The following is a 17,953-nucleotide window of genomic DNA, read 5'->3' on the forward strand; positions in this document are numbered from 1 at the left end:
TGATTTCAATTTTCGATTATTACTTCGGAAACTAAGCAAATCTCTTGGTTACTTGAGCAGTTCTTCGAGGTACCCGAGCGTTTTATTGCTCGAACTGATCATTTCTTCAGATAACCCGAACGATTTCCTCGAGCAATCAACATCATCCTTGAAAAATCAACATTGCAACATAACATCAGACTTTATTTAAGTAAATGTTTACTAATGACTAGCTTTTGAATTTCACTTGTACCCTCGTATATTTCTGTCACTTTTGCATCTCGGAAATAACGCTCTACTGGATAGTCTTCTGTATAGCCATAGCCACCAAAAATTTGTATAGCGTCTATCGCTGCTTGCACTGCCGTACGAGAAGCAAAAAGTTTCGCCATCGAGGCCTCAGCTCCACACGGTAACCCTTTTGTGCGTAAATCCGCTGCCCGATAGACTAATAATTTTGCTGCTTCTACAGCAGTCGCCATATCAGCAAGCTTGAAGCCAACTCCTTGTTGCGCTGCAATAGGCTTTCCAAATTGAACACGTTCTTTTGCATAGGCAGTAGCTGCCTCTAGTGCCGCTTCAGCAATGCCTAGAGCTTGTGCTGCGATTCCAATACGTCCAACATCTAAGTTGGCCATTGCAATTTTAAAGCCTTCCCCTTCCTCCCCAAGAAGGTTTGTGGCTGGAATGCGACAGTTGTCGAATGTTAGTTGAACTGTACGTGAGCCGTGTAAGCCCATTTTATGTTCATCTTTACCTATGATTAAACCCGGTGTTCCTTTTTCAACAATAAATGCTGAAATACCACGTGTTTTTTCAGTAGAATTCGTTGAGGCAAAGACAATATAAACATCCGCTTCTCCACCGTTTGTAATAAACACTTTGGAGCCGTTGATGACATATTCATCTCCATCTCGCACCGCTTTGGATTGTAAAGAGCCAGCATCAGAACCAGCGCTAGGCTCTGTTAAACAAAATGCCCCTAAATATTCACCTGCAGCAAGCTTTGGAACATAACGTTTCTTCTGTTCATCATTGCCGAAATAAATAATGGGATTTGTTCCAACCGAAGTATGCACTGATAAAATAACTCCCATTACCGCGCTAACCTTCGATAGTTCATTGATAGCAATTATGTACGATGTAAAATCCATCGCTGAGCCGCCTAATTCCTCAGGCGTCGTGATCCCCATTAAACCTAATTCTCCCATTTGGGCAAGAAGCTCACGTGGAAACTCTCCTGCCTCCATACGTTCTACCCACGGTTCGATTTTATCCTGAGCGAAATTACGAACCATATCACGCATCATTATTTGTTCATCTGTAAATTGTAAATGCATCTATTATGTCACCCCTGTATGTTGTCCCGTAGCATTACACTTCGTTTAATTCATCCCATCCCCATAGGATTATTCATAAACGTAAAAGCCTCTTCCAGATTTTTTACCTAGCCATCCTGCTGCCACATATTTACGAAGCAATGGACAAGGTCTATATTTACTATCACCTAAGCCCTCATGTAAAATCTCCATGATGGATAGACATGTATCAAGACCAATAAAGTCTGCTAATGTTAATGGCCCCATCGGATGATTCATTCCGAGCTTCATCACATCATCAATAGCTTCTTTCGATGCTACACCCTCATACAGTGCGTAGATCGCTTCATTAATCATTGGCAATAAAATACGATTCGAAATAAAACCTGGGAAGTCATTTACTTCCACTGGCGTTTTCGATAATTTTACTGTCATGTCATCAACTGCTTTGTAGACTTCATCACTTGTAGCTAACCCTCTAATAATTTCTACTAGCTTCATAACAGGTACCGGATTCATAAAGTGCATACCAATTACTTGCTCTGGACGATTTGTTACAGCTGCAATTTCCGTAATTGGTAAAGATGATGTATTCGTAGCTAAAATGGCATGTGCCGGTGCAATCTGATCAATTTGCTTAAAGATGGATTGCTTTATTTCCATATTTTCCACTGCTGCCTCGATGATAATATCTACGTCACTAGCATCCTGTAAATCTAGTGACATATTAATACGACCTAGAATGGCCGCCTTCTCATCCTCAGTTTTACGCCCCTTTTCGACATCACGTGTTAGGTTTTTCGTAATGACTCCTAAACCACGTTCGAAGAATTCTTGCTTCATGTCGTTCAGTTTGACGTCATAACCAGCTTGTGCACAAACTTGTGCAATGCCGGAGCCCATTTGCCCAGCACCAATGACCATTACTTTTTGAATTCCCATCATTCATGTCCCCCTGTTTTCGGTACTTCAATCATAATCGCATCGCCTTGCCCTCCACCTGAGCAGATAGCAGCAATTCCGATACCACCGCCACGGCGCTTTAATTCATGAGCAAGTGTTAAAATAATGCGTGCTCCAGATGCTCCGATTGGATGACCTAGTGCAACTGCACCACCGTTAACATTGACCTTTTCAGCATCTAAATCCGCCAATTGCTTGCTGACAAGAGCTACTGCTGCAAATGCTTCATTGATTTCGATCAAATCAATGTCAGCTAATGATTTACCCGTCTTTTTCAGTAATTTGTTAATGACAAGCCCTGGTGTTTGCGGGAAGTTCTCTGGCTCAATAGCGATCTCTTCACGACCGATAATAACCGCAAGTGGTTCTCTGCCTTCTCGAGTTGCACGTTCCTCACTCATTACTACTAGGGCACATGCACCATCGTTAACGCCAGGTGCATTACCTGCTGTAATTGTTCCATCCTTGTCAAAGGCTGGTTTGAGTTTTGCAAGTACCTCCATTGATGTACCAGCTCTTGGTGCCTCGTCTGTATCGACTTGAAGTGGTTCTCCCTTACGTTGCGGAATTTCCACAGGCACGATTTCTTCAGCAAAGTAACCTTTTTCAATTGCTGCAAGTGCACGTTCATGACTGCGAACAGACCAAGCATCCTGCTCTTCACGGCTTAACGAATATTCTTTGGCCGTTGTATTACCGTAGCTTCCCATATGCGGCCTTGCCTTATTAAAGGCACATGTTAAACCATCATATAGCATGCCATCCACCATTGTTGAGTCGCCCATGCGTAAGCCAGTTCGACCATTTTGTAGATAATACGGTGCATTGGACATGGACTCCATACCACCAGCGATAATTACTTCTTCGTCCCCTAATCGAATTAGCTGATCTGCTAGTGTTACTGCACGCATCCCTGACGCACAAACTTTGTTAATCGTTTCTGTTTTTACCGCTATTGGTAAATTTGCTTTGATTGCAGCCTGCCTTGAAGGAATTTGGCCCTGTCCCCCTTGTAAAACGGAGCCTAAAATTACTTCATCCACTTCATCAGGTGAAATATTCGCTTTCTCAAGTGCCCCTTTTATGGCGATTGCCCCTAAGTCACTTGCACTTAATGCTGATAGTGAACCTCCAAACTTACCAAATGCAGTTCTTGCTCCTGCTAAAATTACAGCTCTATTCAAGTAAAACACCCCTTTTGTTTTACGTTCTAGAAGAAGTATTAGAGCATCTGCGTTGACTGAACGCTCGCTCGACCTCTTGCGATGAAAAATGGGAGTTAGTATCAATTATACCTCGGCATAATTGCGTCTGGAATCGGCTTTGTGCAAGCACAAAGCACTCCTTTTCGATTCCGTGACATCCGCCGGAGGCTTCAACTTCTTTCAGCGGGTGTTTGGATACCCGCTAAAAGAAGTTAGATCAACTCCCATCTCCATTTAATCTTATTCTACAAAACAATTATTTATTGTGCAATTTATATTTTTCAGATAACAAAAATATTTCTGCAATAACCATCATTTTTCTGCGTTAACTTCTGTATTCTTGTCTTGTTCGACACTGTCCACTGAAGCTACCACTTCTTCAACCATTACATCTGCTGCTTCTTCAACAGATTCTTCGACAGCTTTCACTTTTTCACCAAATACAGAACGCTCTAATAGTTCTGCAACATCGAATGTACCGATTGAATCCTCAACCTCTTTTGCCTTTGTTCCATCCTCAAGCATTGTTAAGCAGTAAGGACATCCAGAAGAGATAACAGATGCATCCGTTGCTAAAGCTTGTTCTGTTCGTGCTACGTTAATACGGTTGCCGACATGCTCTTCCATCCACATTAAACCGCCACCTGCACCACAGCACATTGCCGTTTCACGATTACGCTCCATTTCCACAAGCTTAACACCTGGGATGCCACGTAATATCTCGCGTGGTGCATCATAAACATCGTTATAACGACCTAAATAACAAGAATCGTGGAAAACAATCGTTTCATGAACTTCGTAATTTAACGCTAGACGATTTTCATCAATCAATTGATTCAATAGTTCAGTATGGTGGTAGACCTCGCCCTTCCAGCCAAAGTCTTGATATTCATTTTTAAAGATATTATAAGCGTGCGGGTCAATCGTAACGATTTTCTTCACGTCGTTTTTCTCAAATTCATCGATATTTGCTGTTGCCAGCTCTTGGAATAAGAATTCGTTTCCTAAACGACGAGGAGTATCCCCTGAGTTTTTCTCTTTATTTCCTAAAATCGCAAACTTCACGCCCGCCTCGTTTAATAAACGACAGAAAGCTAATGCAATTTTTTGCGAACGGTTATCAAATGCACCCATTGAACCGACCCAGAATAAATATTCCATTTCTTCGCCTGATTTTTTCAGCTCTTTCACTGTTGGAATATGAATTGTTGGATCTATGTCACGCCAATTTTCTTTTTCTTTACGGTTTAAGCCCCAAGGATTGCCTTGACGCTCGATATTTGTCATCGCGCGTTGTGCATCAGGGTTTACTTTTCCTTCAGTCATTGTTAAGTAACGACGTAAATCAATAATTTTATCGACATGCTCGTTCATAACAGGACATTGATCTTCACAGTTACGGCAAGTTGTACATGCCCAAATCTCTGATTCTGTAATAACATCGCCAATTAAAGAAGGGTTGTAGATATCTTCAATGACTGCCCCCTCAGCACCAGCTGCCATCGCTAGCTGATTCCCCTTTGTCTTAGCAAAGAATTGATAAGGAACCCATGGCTTTTGCTTTGTCACAACAGCACCTGTAAATGTTAAATGATCACGAAGCTTCACGATTAAATCCATCGGTGATAGCATTTTCCCTGTTCCTGATGCTGGACACATATTTGTACAGCGTCCACACTCTACACAAGAATATAAATCTAACATTTGTTTTTGTGTAAAGTCTTGAATTCGTCCAACACCAATGGCTGGAATATCCTCTTCATCTTCAGCATTTTCTAATGCTTCAAAGTCGATTGGTGTTAAAGTACCTGTACGATCTAAACGGTTCATGTACACATTAATCGGGCTTACAATCAAGTGGAAGTGCTTCGATTGTGGTACATACACTAAGAATGTTAAAAGAGTTAATAAGTGTACCCACCACATTACGTAGAAAACAACAGCCGCTGCTGATGCTGGTAAGAAGCTAAAAATAGCTGCAATGCCAGAAGCAACTGGCTCTGTATAAGTTAGTTCTTCACCATGCCAAATTATTCCCATACCATTTGCAAGTAATGTGGATACCATTAACCCGCCAATGAAAATTAAGACAAGACCATTTTTCCAGCCACGTTTTAGACGTACTAGCTTTTCTACATAGCGTCGGTAAAATGCCCACACTACCGCCACTAAAATCATTAATACCACAAGCTCTTGGAAGAATGTAAACACACTGTAAAAAACGCCAAGCGGTAAATGTGATCCAGGTGCTAACCCCTTCCAAATTAAATCAATGGCACCTAGCTGCACCATCAAAAACCCATAGAAGAACATGACGTGAATTAAACCACTCTTTGGATCTTTTAATAGCTTGTTTTGGCCAAGTACATTGACCATAAGATAACCAACTCGTTCTTTAACACTTTCATCAAACTCAACCTTTTTCCCCAATTGCACAAATTTATAGCGTGTTTTTAACAGATAGAAGAACAATCCTACTGCATAAAGCACAACCACGACTGTTAGAACAATGTTTGCAATTACTAATGGACTCATGGTTGGTCCCCCCTTTAATTTGTCGTAAGTTTCTCTCTTTGTGATAAATTTGCTAGCTCATACGTAAATGTACGTCATTCTATCATTATATTCCTATTCTAATAAATGAGTGAGCATTCAGTCAACATAAAACGGAAATATTTCTGATAATTTTATATTCTTACATTTTACAAGAAAAAAAGCCACCCTGAATTTTTCAAAGTGACTATTTTTTACATTCTTTATAATACTAATTCTCACCATAACGTGGGGTTGATTTCCGTTCCGGTTGGGCGCTTTGCCGCTGACGCTTCGCTTTCGCGCAGAGCAGAGCTTCCTGGGGGCGTCCGATGAGCCGCTTCACTCGCGATGCTCGCTCCAGGGTCTCATCTGTGACGCTGATCTCCTAGGAGTCGCACAACCTCCACTCCAATCAACCTATATCAAATATCATCCGTAATTTTTGAAAAAATGCGCCATCTGTCCATAAATTAATTCTCTATAAAAAACATTTGTTGCTGCTGCATTTCTTTAGCTAAAATAAACATTTACTAAATGACGAAAAATTATAGACTATTTTTTAAAGACATTGCCGCTTCGAATATATTCAACATCCGCGACATTCAATCGATGATTTACAACCCGTGCTGCTGCAAATAAATAGTCAGATAGACGGTTTAAATATTTTTGTACAATCGTCGGTACGTCTTCGATTTCCTTCATAAGCGTTACCATTTGACGCTCTGCTCGTCGTGCTACTGTGCGAGCAATGTGTAAGGTTGCAGCTGCTGGTGCACCACCTGGTAAAATAAAGCGCTGTAACGGAGGAGCTTCATCTGACAATGCATCAATTCGTGTTTCTAACACTTCAATTGGCTGCTCTGTCAGCTTATAATGACGCTCCTTCATAACGTTAGCGAGGTCTCCGCCTGCATCGAAAAGCTCATGCTGAATCGTTTCTAAATCAATCAGAACATCTTTGAATAGCTCACGATCTAGTTCACTGACAGCCTTACCAATAAAAGAATTTAATTCATCGATGGCCCCATATGTTTCAACGCGTAAGCTATCTTTATCAACGCGTCCACCGATAAGACTTGTTTTCCCTGTATCCCCTGTTTTCGTGTAAAGTTTCATTTCTCTCATCTCCTAAAGTTATTTTTATAATTTTTTATGGCCTGCACAGTTGTTTCAAAAACACCTTTACCGATAATCTTACCTACATCAGTAATGGGACCTCCGTACAGCATTTCTTCCCCTTTTTGTGTAGCTGCAATTAATAAACTATCTGTAGCAGTACTTGTCGCAATTGTACCACTAAGTTCATCACGAATATTTTCCGATTGCAATGCCTTTGTTTTCGCCTCGGTAGCCGTCATCATTGCTTGGAAGAATGCTTCTTCTGATAAACAACCATTAACAATAACCCACGTATTTATAGTACCAATATGTGGTTCATCTTGTCTTTCATGTGTACGAGACACATCAACAGCATTGCCAACTCCAGCCGTAACAGCTACAAGGACGCTGCCAAAGGAAGCTTTAAATTCATTAATAGCTACAAGATTTGTTGGGACAGCTGTTAACATGACGACTGTACCTGTAGATGAAAAATGCTCTTTTAGCAAAAATTCAGCGACCTCTTTCTTTACATCACTAATGACATAATCTATTGGTACAGAACGATTTAATAGACAATCATACCAACCGATACCAGGATTATGGACAGCTGAGGACACTGTTTTTAAAGGAAACTCTGATTGAAGCTTAATATAACGTTCTGTAACAGCGAAATTTTCTTTTGTAATGACTGCACGCTGCTGATGTTCAACTGATGCTGGCATCATTGTAATTTGTGGCTTTGGAATTTCTGGATGTGCATAAGTTGCAACTCGGGCATGATAGACCTCTTCGATTTGCGAAGCGATTAATACTTCGTGTGGCGCCCCCAATGCCCGCATCCGACCTTCCTCCATAAGTAATAATTCATCACAATAGAGGGAGGCTAAATTCATATCATGCAGTACCATAATAACGGTCAAACCACTTTCAATTGCTTCCTTTCGCACCATATCTAAAATTTGACGTTGATGGGCAATATCTAGATGGTTCGTTGGTTCATCTAACAGCAATATTTCCGCTGTTTGTGCAAGCGCTTGGGCAACAAAAACTCTTTGCTGTTCACCGCCCGATAAAAATTCCATCGGTGTCTGTTCATAGCGTTTCACACCCGTTTGCATCATCGCATGTTGGACTGCCTGTTCATCACGATCAGTCCAGCTCGAAAAGAAGCCTGTTTGATGTGGATAACGTCCAAGTGATACTGCCTCTCGAACACTGTTTGAAAAGGCATTTGCATGTAATTGTGGTAGCACCGCCATTTTTTTTGCTAATGCACGCGCATTGTAAGAGCTAATATTTTTACCATCTACTAATATAGTGCCTGCGGTTGCTGGTAGTATGCCACTTATTACTTTTAACAGTGTGGATTTCCCGCTACCATTCGGGCCTAAAATCCCTAATATTTTGCCTTTTTCAACGGAAAAACTTATATCTTGGACGATAGGTACGTCTTCATAGCCGCCGGAAAGATGTTCAACAACAATCATGCCCGTACCCCCTTGCTTCTACGTTGCTTATAAAAAATATAAGAAAAAACGGGCGCTCCAATAAATGCAGTAATGACACCAATCGGTAGCTCTCTTGGCATAATAATTGTTCGTGCTATTAAATCACAAATAATCAGCAAAGTTGCCCCATTAAAAAATGATAATGGCAATAAATGACGGTGATCGGAACCCCAAACCATTCTCGTCATATGAGGCACGACTAAACCAACAAAGCCTATCGTTCCAGAAACAGCTACCGCAGCTCCTGTCAACATGGACCCACCCACTAAAATAATATATTTACTGCGCTTAACATTGACACCTAAATGCTTTGCGCGTTCTTCACCATATAACAGAACATTTAATTCACGTCTTTGTGTCCAAAGCATAATGGAGCCAATTATGACAAACGGGATAATCATCTGAACGTATGGCCAACCACGCATCGATACTGAGCCGAGCAGCCAACCAATCACTTGGCGTAGCTCCTCACCAGATAATGCGATCATTAATGAAATCAAAGAACCTAAAAATGAACTAAATATAACTCCTGTTAAAATAAGAGTTTCCATTTTTAGTGAACGGTCTACTATTCTAGCAAAGCCCATAACAGCAAACATCGTTAATATGGCACCTATCATACTAAAGGTTGGCAATGTAAAATGACCGATTACAGGTATTGACACACTAAAGAAAATCGTCATCACTGCGCCCACTGATGCACCAGAGGAAACACCTAACGTATAAGGATCAGCCAAAGGATTTTTTAATAGGCCTTGAAAAGCTGCCCCTGCAATTGCAAGTGATGCCCCTACAAGCCCTGCTAGCATCACTCGAGGTAAACGAATCTTCCATAAAATATTGGCAGCTGTTTCATCAGCCGCCCTATTCCACAATACTTCTAATGGAATATGAACTGAGCCTATCGCTACACCACACCAGATGCTAATGATTAAAAGCGTAATTGCTGTTACATAGGCTGCAATTGTTTTACTCATTTAAACGCCTCTGGGTAAACGGCCTTTGCTAATTCCTCAAAACCATCTGCTAACCGAGGACCTTGACGACTTGTCGTACTTTCATCCACTTGTACAATAGCCTTATTTTTTACGGCAGTTATTGTCTCAAAGCCTGGACGTTGTGGAATTTTCGTTAAAATATTCGGTACATAATTATATGCCACAACAATGACATCTGGATTTTTCGCAATAATTTGTTCAGCTTCAATTGGATACCAGCCATTTACATCTGCTGCTACATTTTCAGCATGAATCATTTCTAGCATTTCATTCATAAATGTACCTTTACCAGCTGTATAAACCTGTGGCTCATCAGACGATTCTACAAAGACTTTCTTTGGCTCAACACCCTTAAGTTTTGTTTCAACTTCTTCAACTTTTGCCTTCATATTTGCGACTATTTTTTTAGCCTCTTCTAGTTTCCCCGTTGCACGACCAAGCTGTTCAATCGTTGTGTAAGTTTCATTAAAGTTTTTTGCATCCGCTACAACAAATACTTTCACACCGGCAGCCTCAAGCTGTTCAATTGCTCCTTTTGAATAACTCATACCCGATACATGTGCAAAAACGATATCTGGCGTTAACGCAATAATTTGTTCAATATTATAATCTATACCGCCAACCTTATCTTTTTTAGTAGCCTCTGGTGGATAATCATCATTATCTGTCACGCCAACTATTTCATTATTTAAGCCAAGGCCAAATAAAATTTCTGTGTTACTCGGAATGAGTGAGACAATTTTTTCAGGCGGTGCTTCAAGCGTAATTTCCTTGCCAGTAGCATCCGTTATCGTCATTGGGAATGTTGCTTGATCTACTTTTGATGTCTCTTGTTGCTCAGAAGATGACGGCTTTTCATTTGTCGCCTCTTTTGTATTACATGCAGCAAGTAAGCCAATAGCTAAAAATGCTGATAACCCTATTTTCCAAATTTTCTTCATGTGAATCCTCCTTAGTCTATTTGCGCGTATAGTTTTGATTGTTTTTCTGATTGATCGATACATTTTAGTTTTTTATCGCCTAACATTTCGGGGTTATCATCAGCATTGCGAACTTCCAGCCAACATGTTGAGTTTATCTCCCCAAGTTTTTGAGTTTATCACCTAACATTGTGAATTTATCGCCCAACTTTTTGAGTTTATCACCCAACATTGTGAATTTATCGCCTAACTTTTTGAGTTTATCACCTAACATTGTGAATTTATCGCCCATGTTTTCAAATTTATCGACATTCATCTTCCAAAACAAATACCCCTCATCATAAAACAATGAGGGGGTCAAATTTGCACAAAAATACATATACAAAATCCACCATCCTATCCTCGTAGGCTACAACGTGTTTTCTATAAAGGCAGGTCTCCTGGCTCGTGCTCCATACGCTTTTTCAAGCCTTCCCGAAATTTTCAGTGGCGCAGATTGAAAAAACTCACACATACAGTGGCGGGACCGCATCGGAATTACACCGATTTCCCTTTTCACTTTACTTAAGTAAAGAACCTTTATAATATTCAGTTGATTGTATTATACATGAAAATGAAAGAAGTCGCCTCCATTCGAGACGACTTCTAAACAAATCAATTATGCCCGGCATACTTAAAGAAATTAGACGATATCTGAAAAATACTGTACCGTTTTCATTGGTGCACCCATTTCTCGTAATGCCCATGTGTTCTCTAAATAAATATCTGCTAGCTTCTCATATTTGCCACCGAATCTTTGTGCCCATTCGACTGCTACAACACTTTCATATAAGTGCGCCATTTTCTCTGCGACCTTTTTTGCCTCAAAAGTTTTTGTTGCATCATCTAAACGGCTAAATGTTTGCAAAGTTGAATCTAGTGTTGCTAATTGCTCCACGACAATTTCGACTAATGGACTGGTAGCTAGTTTTTCTAGACGTTCTTCCATGACACGAACAAACATTTCGTGCACACGAAACTTATCAACTAAACGAATGAGCTCTAAAGCTAAAATATTCGCAGTCCCCTCCCACACAGTAAGTACCTGTGCATCTCGTAATAACCGAGGTGTAACAAAATCTTCAATATAGCCGTTTCCGCCATGTAATTCAATGGCTTCACTTGCATAATGTACAGCTTGCTCTGCCGTTTCTTTTTTCATAATAGCAATATACAAGCGATTCAAAATGATGTCCTCTTTATTCCCCTGCCCACTAGTTACTTTATCGTACAGCTGAATAAGATCAAAAACTGCGGCAACTTCTACATGAAGCTTGGCAGCGAATTTCCCTAGTGAATCCTGAATCATAGGATATTGCGTTAAAGGTTTACCAAAGGCATGACGATTTGTCACATAATGCTTCGCCTCTAAATAACCGCGGCGCATAATGCCGATAGAAGCAACCGCATTGCAAATTCTTGATAAATTAAGCGCCTCCAGCATATAGTAAATCCCTTTATTCGGGTCACCGACAACATATGCTAGTGCACCATCAAATTCCACCTCACCAGAAGGTACTGCTCTAACGCCAAGTTTATCCTTTAAACGCCGAATGCGCAGGTTATTAACTGTGCCATCCTCATTTCGCCATGGAACGGCGAACAATGTTAAGCCCTTTGAGCCTGCCTGAGCCCCTTTCATACGCGCCAATACCATGGTTACTCCACACATTCCAGCGTTAGATGCAAAATATTTTTCCCCATATAAACGATACTGCTTGCCATCCTGTCTGGCCTCCACAACATTCGCCCCAACATCAGAGCCACCTTGGCGCTCCGTTAAAAATGTAGCCCCCTCATATAGCTCTGTATCTCCTGTTGCACAAACATGTGGTAAAAAGCGCTCCTTCACCTCATCACTCGCATAATGATCAAGTAAATAAGCCGTTGCCATTGTTAAAGTAACAGGACAGTAAAAGCCTGGTTCAGCATGTGATAGTATATAGCCTTGAGCAAAGCTATACACATAATTACCCTTTTTACCTAATTGTGGAATATCTTTATGCACATAGCCGACAATGCCAGTATTGTACGTCTCTTCAATTGTTTTTTTATAGCCATCATTGACCCAAATCTCTGACACTTCTTCACCATAGGCATTATACCTTTGTAATCGAGGTTCACCCTCTCTATCCGTATGTTTGGCTCTCACATCAATATCTCCAGCACAAAGCTCACCGAAATCTGTTAACTCACGTGTGGCATATTCCGCAAACTCTTTATCTAGCATCATTTCTAAAACTTTATGAAGTGTCTCATTATCTTTAAAAAAGTTTGTTGTTTTCATATCTTCCTGCTGTAAAACTTTCATGCTATCTCACCTCTTGTCCCTTCAAGGATTGTTTTAGTATTTTGCCCGATGCATTTCGTGGTAGCGCTTCCACACGTTCAAAGATGCGTGGAATTTTATATTTAGCAAGATGCTCCTCCAAATAAGCTTTAAGTTCGTCCACAACAATTTCCGTTTTAGCGGCATAAACAGCCTTCACTGTTTCTCCCCACTCCGGATGTGGCACACCGATTACAGCCACTTCAAATATCCCCTCATAGCTCAACATACTATCTTCAATTTCTTTCGGGTAAATATTCACACCGCCTGAAAAAATAACATCCTTTTTACGATCGACAATCCAAATAAAGCCGTCTTCATCTAAGCGAGCTAAGTCACCTGTTTTTAGCCAGCCATCTATAAATGCAGCCTTTGTTGCACTATCATCCTTGTAATAGCCCAGCATATTGCCCTCACCGCATATCACAATTTCTCCTACTTCACCAACACGGACATCCTCTCCATTGTCGTTAATAATACGCAACTCTGCTCCAAGTGGTGCACGCCGACCAACGCTACCCGCCTTCGTTGCATGCTCTTCACCAAACATTATTGAACCGTTTGGACCAGCCTCTGTTAAGCCATAGACACACGTTAAATTTTCTGTTCTGAAAGCTTTTTGTAAATGGCGAACTTCGCTTTGTGATAAAGGCGCTCCACCATAAGCCCACCATTTCATCGATGATAAATCAGCTGTTTGCAACCTCGGCAGTTGGGCAGTTAACAAATAAGCAACCGGTGCGCCAAAGAAATGCGTTGTTCTTTCCTGCTCAATTGAATCAATAAATAAATCAGGTGTAAATGTTGGCGTTAGCACATTTGTCGAGCCTACAAGTACTCCTGCCATTAAAAATAAATGTAATGGGGCTGAATGCGTCAACGGCATCATAAGAAGGATCCGGCTTTCTGGCTTCACTTCCATTTCCACTGCAATCATTTGCGCTACAGTTAAAATATTGCGATAGCTAAACAACACACCCTTTGGTTTTCCTGTTGTACCCGAGGTATATAAAATCGTTGAAACATCATCTTCATTCAACTGGCAATCAATTGTTTGAATGCTTGCATGTTGAATCAGTGTTTCATAGTTTAGCCAACCAGCCTGCTCTTGACCAGTTTTGATTTTCAAAGGAATTATCGTGATATTTTCGACTGCTGCAAAAATTGCCTCATGTACTAGAATAGCCTTAGCATCAGCATGCTGTGCTACATACTCAACCTCTTGCAACGTAAATTTCGCATTTACTGGAACGACAATTGCTCCAACGCGCTGAATAGCAAAATAGCTAACAATAAACTCTACAACATTAGGCATAAAAATAATCACTTTATCGCCTTGCCGTACCCCCTGCTCTACTAAAGCATGACTAAGACGTGTCACTTGCTCATCTAAATCACGATAAGTCAATCGTCTCCCCTGACAAACAACAGCTTCACTCATAGGGTACTTTCGCGCATTACGTGCTAACAAATTCGAACTATTCATCGTCCATCTCTCCCTTTAAAGTCGCTAATTTTTCTGTAAATATGCCTTGTAATTGCAGTAATTCACTCTTCATTTGTGCAAGCTCTGCTATTTTGCTATCAATCTCTTGAATTTTTTGCTCCCCATATTCGACCGTACGCTCCAACTGTTGAATGCCCGTGCGATCAAAATCAAACAGCAACACCATCTCCTTGATCTCCTCAAGTGAAAAACCGTAACGCTTCCCCCGGAAAATAAGCTTAAGCTTCGCTAATTCTTTTTTTGAAAAGGTTCGCTGATTAGTAGATGATCGATTAGGATTAAGCAGCCCTAGCTCCTCATAATATCGAATTGTCCGTGTTGAAACATTAAACTGCTTAGCCACTTCTTGAATCGTCCTCAATATCATCTCCCCCTTCCGATTTTCATTCAGTATACCATTGACGCTAACGTAAACTTCAACAAGATTTCTGAATTTTGGAGAAAATTATCGATTTAAGTAGATGAATTTGAATATTACGGTGGTGCTGTTCTTCCGTTTGCTGGCTCTATCCATCATTTTGACCTTTCTATCCACGACTTTGGCGGGGCTTTCCGTCATTTTGACCTTTCTATCCACGACTTTGGCGGGGCTTTCCGTCGCTCTGGTGGTTCTTTCCGTCGCTTCGACGATTCTTTCCGTCGCTCTGGCGGTGCTTTCCGTCGCTTCGACAATTCTTTCCGTCACTCTGGCAGGGCTTTCCGTCATTTTGCCTGTTCTATCCATCACTTTGGCCTTTCTATCCACGACTTTGCCTGTTCTATCCATCATTTTGACCTTTCTATCCACGACTTTGCCTGTTCTATCCATCATTTTGACCTTTCTATCCACGACTTTGACGATTCTATCCATCATTCTGGCCTTTCTATCCACGACTTTGACGATTCTATCCATCATTTTGACCTTTCTATCCACGACTTTGATGACTCTATCCATCATTTTGACCTTTCTATCCACGACTTTGATGACTCTATCCATCATTTTGACCTTTCTATCCACGACTTTGCCGGTTCTATCCATCATTTTGACCTCCCTATCCACGACTTTGACGATTCTATCCATCATTTTGACCTTTCTATCCACGACTTTGCCGGTTCTATCCATCATTTTGACCTCCCTATCCACGACTTTGGCGGGGCTTTCCGTCGCTTCGACAATTCTTTCCGTCACTCTGGCGGTTCTTTCCGTCACTTCGGATTTTATCCGTCGCTTCGATGATTCTTTCCGTCGCTCTGGCGGTTCTTTCCGTCACTTTGGGCTCTTTCCGTCACTTCGGCAGGACTATCCGTCGCTCCAAGGGTTCTTTCCGTCGCTCTGGCGGGTCGTCCCGTTGACCTCGCGGCTCTTTCCGTCGCTTCAACAGCTCAGCTCTAATTATCAAATCCATTTCAACACAAAAAACCCCCCGGCACATTGTCGTGCCGGGGGCTAGAAAGACTATTATTACATTTTTTCCGGTGCAGATACGCCGATTAAGCGTAATGCGTTGGCAATTGTTGTACGTACAGCAGTAATAAGGGCTAAACGAGCTTCTGTTAGCTCTTTATTTGAAGCATCTAACACTTTTTCAGCGTTATAGAAGCTGTGGAATGCAGCTGCTGTTTCTTGAATATAGTTGGCGATACGGTGTGGTGTACGGTGCTTCGCAGCATCTGCTACCACTTTCGGGAAGTCGCCCACTTTTTTCAGTAAATCAATTTCTTTTTCTGCAGTTAACAGAGTTAAATGATCTGTTGTAGCAGCAAAGCCTTGCTCATTTGCTGAGCGTAAAATTGAAGAAATACGTGCATGCGCATATTGTGCATAATACACTGGGTTTTCATTTGATTGAGATACAGCAAGGTCAAGGTCAAAGTCCATGTGAGAATCGCCAGCAGTTTTCACGAAGAAATAACGAACTGCATCTAAGCCAACTTCTTCTACAAGCTCACGCATTGTAACAGCGTTCCCTGTACGTTTAGACATTTTGAATTTCTCACCGTTTTTATAAAGCTGAACCATTTGGATGATTTCTACTTCAAGTGTATCACGGTCGTAGCCAAGCGCCTGAATAGCAGCCTTCATACGTGGGATATAGCCGTGGTGGTCAGCTCCCCAAATGTTAATTAATTTATCGAAGCCACGTACAATTTTGTCCTCATGGTAGGCGATATCTGGAGTCAGATATGTGAAAGAGCCATCATTTTTAATTAACACGCGGTCTTTATCGTCACCAAATGTTGTTGAACGGAACCAAGTAGCACCGTCTTCTTTAAATACATGACCATTAGCTTTCAGTTTATCTAACGCTACTTCGATTTTGCCGTTTTCATATAGTGAAGTTTCTGAATACCACACATTAAAGTTTACACGGAAGTTTGCAAGGTCTGTTTTTAACTTGTCTAATTCTAACGCTAAACCATGTTGACGGAAGAATGCAAAACGTTCTTCATCAGTTTTAGATAAAATTGTATCGCCATGCTCGCCTGCTAGTTTACCAGCGATTTCAATAATATCTGAACCGTGGTAGCCATCCTCCGGCATCTCAGCATCCATTCCTAAAGCTTGCTTATAACGCGCTTCAAGTGAATACGCTAAGTTATTAATTTGGTTACCCGCATCGTTAATGTAGTACTCACGAGATACTTCGAAACCTGCCATATCTAGCACATTACATAATGAATCCCCTACAGAAGCTCCACGCGCATGACCTAAATGAAGATCACCTGTTGGATTCGCAGATACGAATTCAACTTGAACTTTTTCTCCTGCACCAGCATTAGAACGACCATAATCAGCACCTTGCTCAAGCACTGCTTTTACTACACCTGCTAAGAAATCTTTACGCACAGTAATATTCATGAAGCCAGGGCCAGCAATATCGACTTTCTCAATATCTGTACCTGCTGTGTCAAGATTTTCTAAAATAGCTTCTGCAATCGCACGAGGTGGTTTTTTTGCTAATTTCGTTAATTGCATAGCAATATTTGTTGCATAATCTCCATTTGCTTTATCCTTCGGTGTTTCAAGGTGAATATTTAACTCTGTGCCAGCCTCGACTAAGCCAGCTTTTTCAACAGCCTGCGCAATCGCTACTTTAATGGCTTGTTGTACTTGTTCTACTGCGTTCATCATTGTACCTCCGTAAATGTAATGTCTAATGTATAATTGCCAACGGTTTGCCCACCCATTAGTAAATCGTACTGTACATGGAAATCTCCGCTTACTACCTGCTTTGTAAACGTCATTTCTTTCGTGTCTATGACGAGTGGCATTGAACCGAAATCACTTTCATAATGACCCATTTGTTGTTCAATTATGTTAAGTGGTAGTCGCATTTTTACTGCTCCAGTACGCATAATTAATGCCTGTTCATTGCCTAGCTTCATAGTTGTGCGGATGGTTTTATCCTCCTGCACCTCTTCATATTTCAAATATATGCTTCCTGCTTTTTCAAGTAGCTGCCCTGTCAGCAACATTTCATAACCTTCAGACTCCCCTTCAATCGGGCAAATCTTAGAAATGAGCTTAATGTTCACCTGCGATCTTGCTTCGTTCGCCATTATGGACGCT

General features: G+C 41.1%; 15 protein-coding genes and 1 riboswitch. Of the genes, 1 reads left to right on the forward strand and 14 read right to left on the reverse strand.

Annotated elements, in window-relative coordinates; translation table 11 throughout:
• Positions 1 to 182: 182 nt before the first annotated feature.
• From AC1DCY_RS08650 to AC1DCY_RS08705, 12 genes are all read right to left on the reverse strand, one after another.
• A complete protein-coding gene (locus AC1DCY_RS08650; protein WP_477349218.1) occupies positions 183 to 1,319 on the reverse strand; it encodes an acyl-CoA dehydrogenase in 1,137 nt (378 codons plus the stop codon).
• A 69-nt stretch (positions 1,320 to 1,388) separates the two neighbouring features.
• Complete coding sequence (locus AC1DCY_RS08655) at positions 1,389 to 2,240, reverse strand: 3-hydroxybutyryl-CoA dehydrogenase (RefSeq protein ID WP_477349220.1); 852 nt, start codon at positions 2,238 to 2,240, stop codon at positions 1,389 to 1,391.
• Positions 2,240 to 3,445, reverse strand: a complete 1,206-nt coding sequence (locus AC1DCY_RS08660; RefSeq protein WP_477349222.1) for an acetyl-CoA C-acetyltransferase — start codon at positions 3,443 to 3,445, stop codon at positions 2,240 to 2,242. Before AC1DCY_RS08660 ends, AC1DCY_RS08655 begins: the two co-directional genes overlap by 1 nt.
• 333 nt (positions 3,446 to 3,778) lie before the next feature.
• A complete protein-coding gene (locus AC1DCY_RS08665) occupies positions 3,779 to 6,001 on the reverse strand; it encodes a heterodisulfide reductase-related iron-sulfur binding cluster (protein WP_477349224.1) in 2,223 nt (740 codons plus the stop codon).
• 552 nt (positions 6,002 to 6,553) lie between these two features.
• On the reverse strand, positions 6,554 to 7,117 hold the full coding sequence (locus AC1DCY_RS08670; RefSeq protein ID WP_477349226.1) for a cob(I)yrinic acid a,c-diamide adenosyltransferase: 564 nt from the start codon (positions 7,115 to 7,117) through the stop codon (positions 6,554 to 6,556).
• A gap of 5 nt (positions 7,118 to 7,122) precedes the next feature.
• Positions 7,123 to 8,589: an adenosylcobinamide amidohydrolase gene (locus tag AC1DCY_RS08675; RefSeq protein ID WP_477349228.1), complete on the reverse strand. Its 1,467-nt coding sequence runs from the start codon at positions 8,587 to 8,589 to the stop codon at positions 7,123 to 7,125.
• Positions 8,586 to 9,587 (reverse strand): FecCD family ABC transporter permease, encoded by a 1,002-nt coding sequence (locus AC1DCY_RS08680; RefSeq protein WP_477349230.1) that lies wholly within the window; start codon positions 9,585 to 9,587, stop codon positions 8,586 to 8,588. The genes AC1DCY_RS08675 and AC1DCY_RS08680 overlap by 4 nt, the downstream gene beginning before the upstream one ends.
• Positions 9,584 to 10,549, reverse strand: coding sequence for an ABC transporter substrate-binding protein (locus AC1DCY_RS08685; RefSeq protein WP_477349231.1), 966 nt, complete (start codon positions 10,547 to 10,549; stop codon positions 9,584 to 9,586). Before AC1DCY_RS08685 ends, AC1DCY_RS08680 begins: the two co-directional genes overlap by 4 nt.
• Positions 10,550 to 10,682: 133 nt before the next feature.
• Entirely contained in the window at positions 10,683 to 10,913 is a 231-nt protein-coding gene (locus AC1DCY_RS08690; RefSeq protein WP_477349233.1) for a hypothetical protein, read from the reverse strand.
• Between the two features lie 28 nt (positions 10,914 to 10,941).
• A riboswitch (cobalamin riboswitch) is annotated at positions 10,942 to 11,124 on the reverse strand.
• 86 nt (positions 11,125 to 11,210) lie between these two features.
• Positions 11,211 to 12,878, reverse strand: coding sequence for an acyl-CoA dehydrogenase family protein (locus AC1DCY_RS08695; protein ID WP_477349235.1), 1,668 nt, complete (start codon positions 12,876 to 12,878; stop codon positions 11,211 to 11,213).
• 1 nt (position 12,879) lies between these two features.
• Positions 12,880 to 14,382, reverse strand: coding sequence for a class I adenylate-forming enzyme family protein (locus AC1DCY_RS08700; RefSeq protein WP_477349237.1), 1,503 nt, complete (start codon positions 14,380 to 14,382; stop codon positions 12,880 to 12,882).
• The gene (locus AC1DCY_RS08705; RefSeq protein ID WP_477349238.1) at positions 14,375 to 14,764 is read right to left on the reverse strand and encodes a MerR family transcriptional regulator; all 390 of its coding nucleotides are present in this window, start codon (positions 14,762 to 14,764) and stop codon (positions 14,375 to 14,377) included. Before AC1DCY_RS08705 ends, AC1DCY_RS08700 begins: the two co-directional genes overlap by 8 nt.
• 106 nt (positions 14,765 to 14,870) lie before the next feature.
• Here AC1DCY_RS08705 and AC1DCY_RS08710 point away from each other — a divergent pair, with 106 nt between their 5' ends.
• Positions 14,871 to 15,833, forward strand: a complete 963-nt coding sequence (locus tag AC1DCY_RS08710; RefSeq protein WP_477349240.1) for a hypothetical protein — start codon at positions 14,871 to 14,873, stop codon at positions 15,831 to 15,833.
• Between the two features lie 11 nt (positions 15,834 to 15,844).
• On the opposite strand, the gene argS is transcribed toward AC1DCY_RS08710, so the two are convergent.
• On the reverse strand, positions 15,845 to 17,512 hold the full coding sequence (gene argS / locus AC1DCY_RS08715; protein ID WP_477349241.1) for an arginine--tRNA ligase: 1,668 nt from the start codon (positions 17,510 to 17,512) through the stop codon (positions 15,845 to 15,847).
• Positions 17,512 to 17,943: a YwiB family protein gene (locus tag AC1DCY_RS08720; RefSeq protein WP_477349243.1), complete on the reverse strand. Its 432-nt coding sequence runs from the start codon at positions 17,941 to 17,943 to the stop codon at positions 17,512 to 17,514. Before AC1DCY_RS08720 ends, argS begins: the two co-directional genes overlap by 1 nt.
• Positions 17,944 to 17,953 lie beyond the last annotated feature (10 nt).

The organism is Lysinibacillus sp. 10T31, assembly GCF_056394365.1.

What these genes read in the sequence shown, in the direction of transcription:
- AC1DCY_RS08650 (WP_477349218.1), bottom strand. Translation starts at nt 1,319, where the DNA reads ATGCATTTACAATTTACAGATGAACAAATAATGATGCGTGATATGGTT.
- AC1DCY_RS08655 (WP_477349220.1), bottom strand. Translation starts at nt 2,240, where the DNA reads ATGGGAATTCAAAAAGTAATGGTCATTGGTGCTGGGCAAATGGGCTCC.
- AC1DCY_RS08665 (WP_477349224.1), bottom strand. Translation starts at nt 6,001, where the DNA reads ATGAGTCCATTAGTAATTGCAAACATTGTTCTAACAGTCGTGGTTGTG.
- AC1DCY_RS08670 (WP_477349226.1), bottom strand. Translation starts at nt 7,117, where the DNA reads ATGAAACTTTACACGAAAACAGGGGATACAGGGAAAACAAGTCTTATC.
- AC1DCY_RS08675 (WP_477349228.1), bottom strand. Translation starts at nt 8,589, where the DNA reads ATGATTGTTGTTGAACATCTTTCCGGCGGCTATGAAGACGTACCTATC.
- AC1DCY_RS08680 (WP_477349230.1), bottom strand. Translation starts at nt 9,587, where the DNA reads ATGAGTAAAACAATTGCAGCCTATGTAACAGCAATTACGCTTTTAATC.
- AC1DCY_RS08685 (WP_477349231.1), bottom strand. Translation starts at nt 10,549, where the DNA reads ATGAAGAAAATTTGGAAAATAGGGTTATCAGCATTTTTAGCTATTGGC.
- AC1DCY_RS08695 (WP_477349235.1), bottom strand. Translation starts at nt 12,878, where the DNA reads ATGAAAGTTTTACAGCAGGAAGATATGAAAACAACAAACTTTTTTAAA.
- AC1DCY_RS08700 (WP_477349237.1), bottom strand. Translation starts at nt 14,382, where the DNA reads ATGAATAGTTCGAATTTGTTAGCACGTAATGCGCGAAAGTACCCTATG.
- argS (WP_477349241.1), bottom strand. Translation starts at nt 17,512, where the DNA reads ATGAACGCAGTAGAACAAGTACAACAAGCCATTAAAGTAGCGATTGCG.
- AC1DCY_RS08720 (WP_477349243.1), bottom strand. Translation starts at nt 17,943, where the DNA reads ATGGCGAACGAAGCAAGATCGCAGGTGAACATTAAGCTCATTTCTAAG.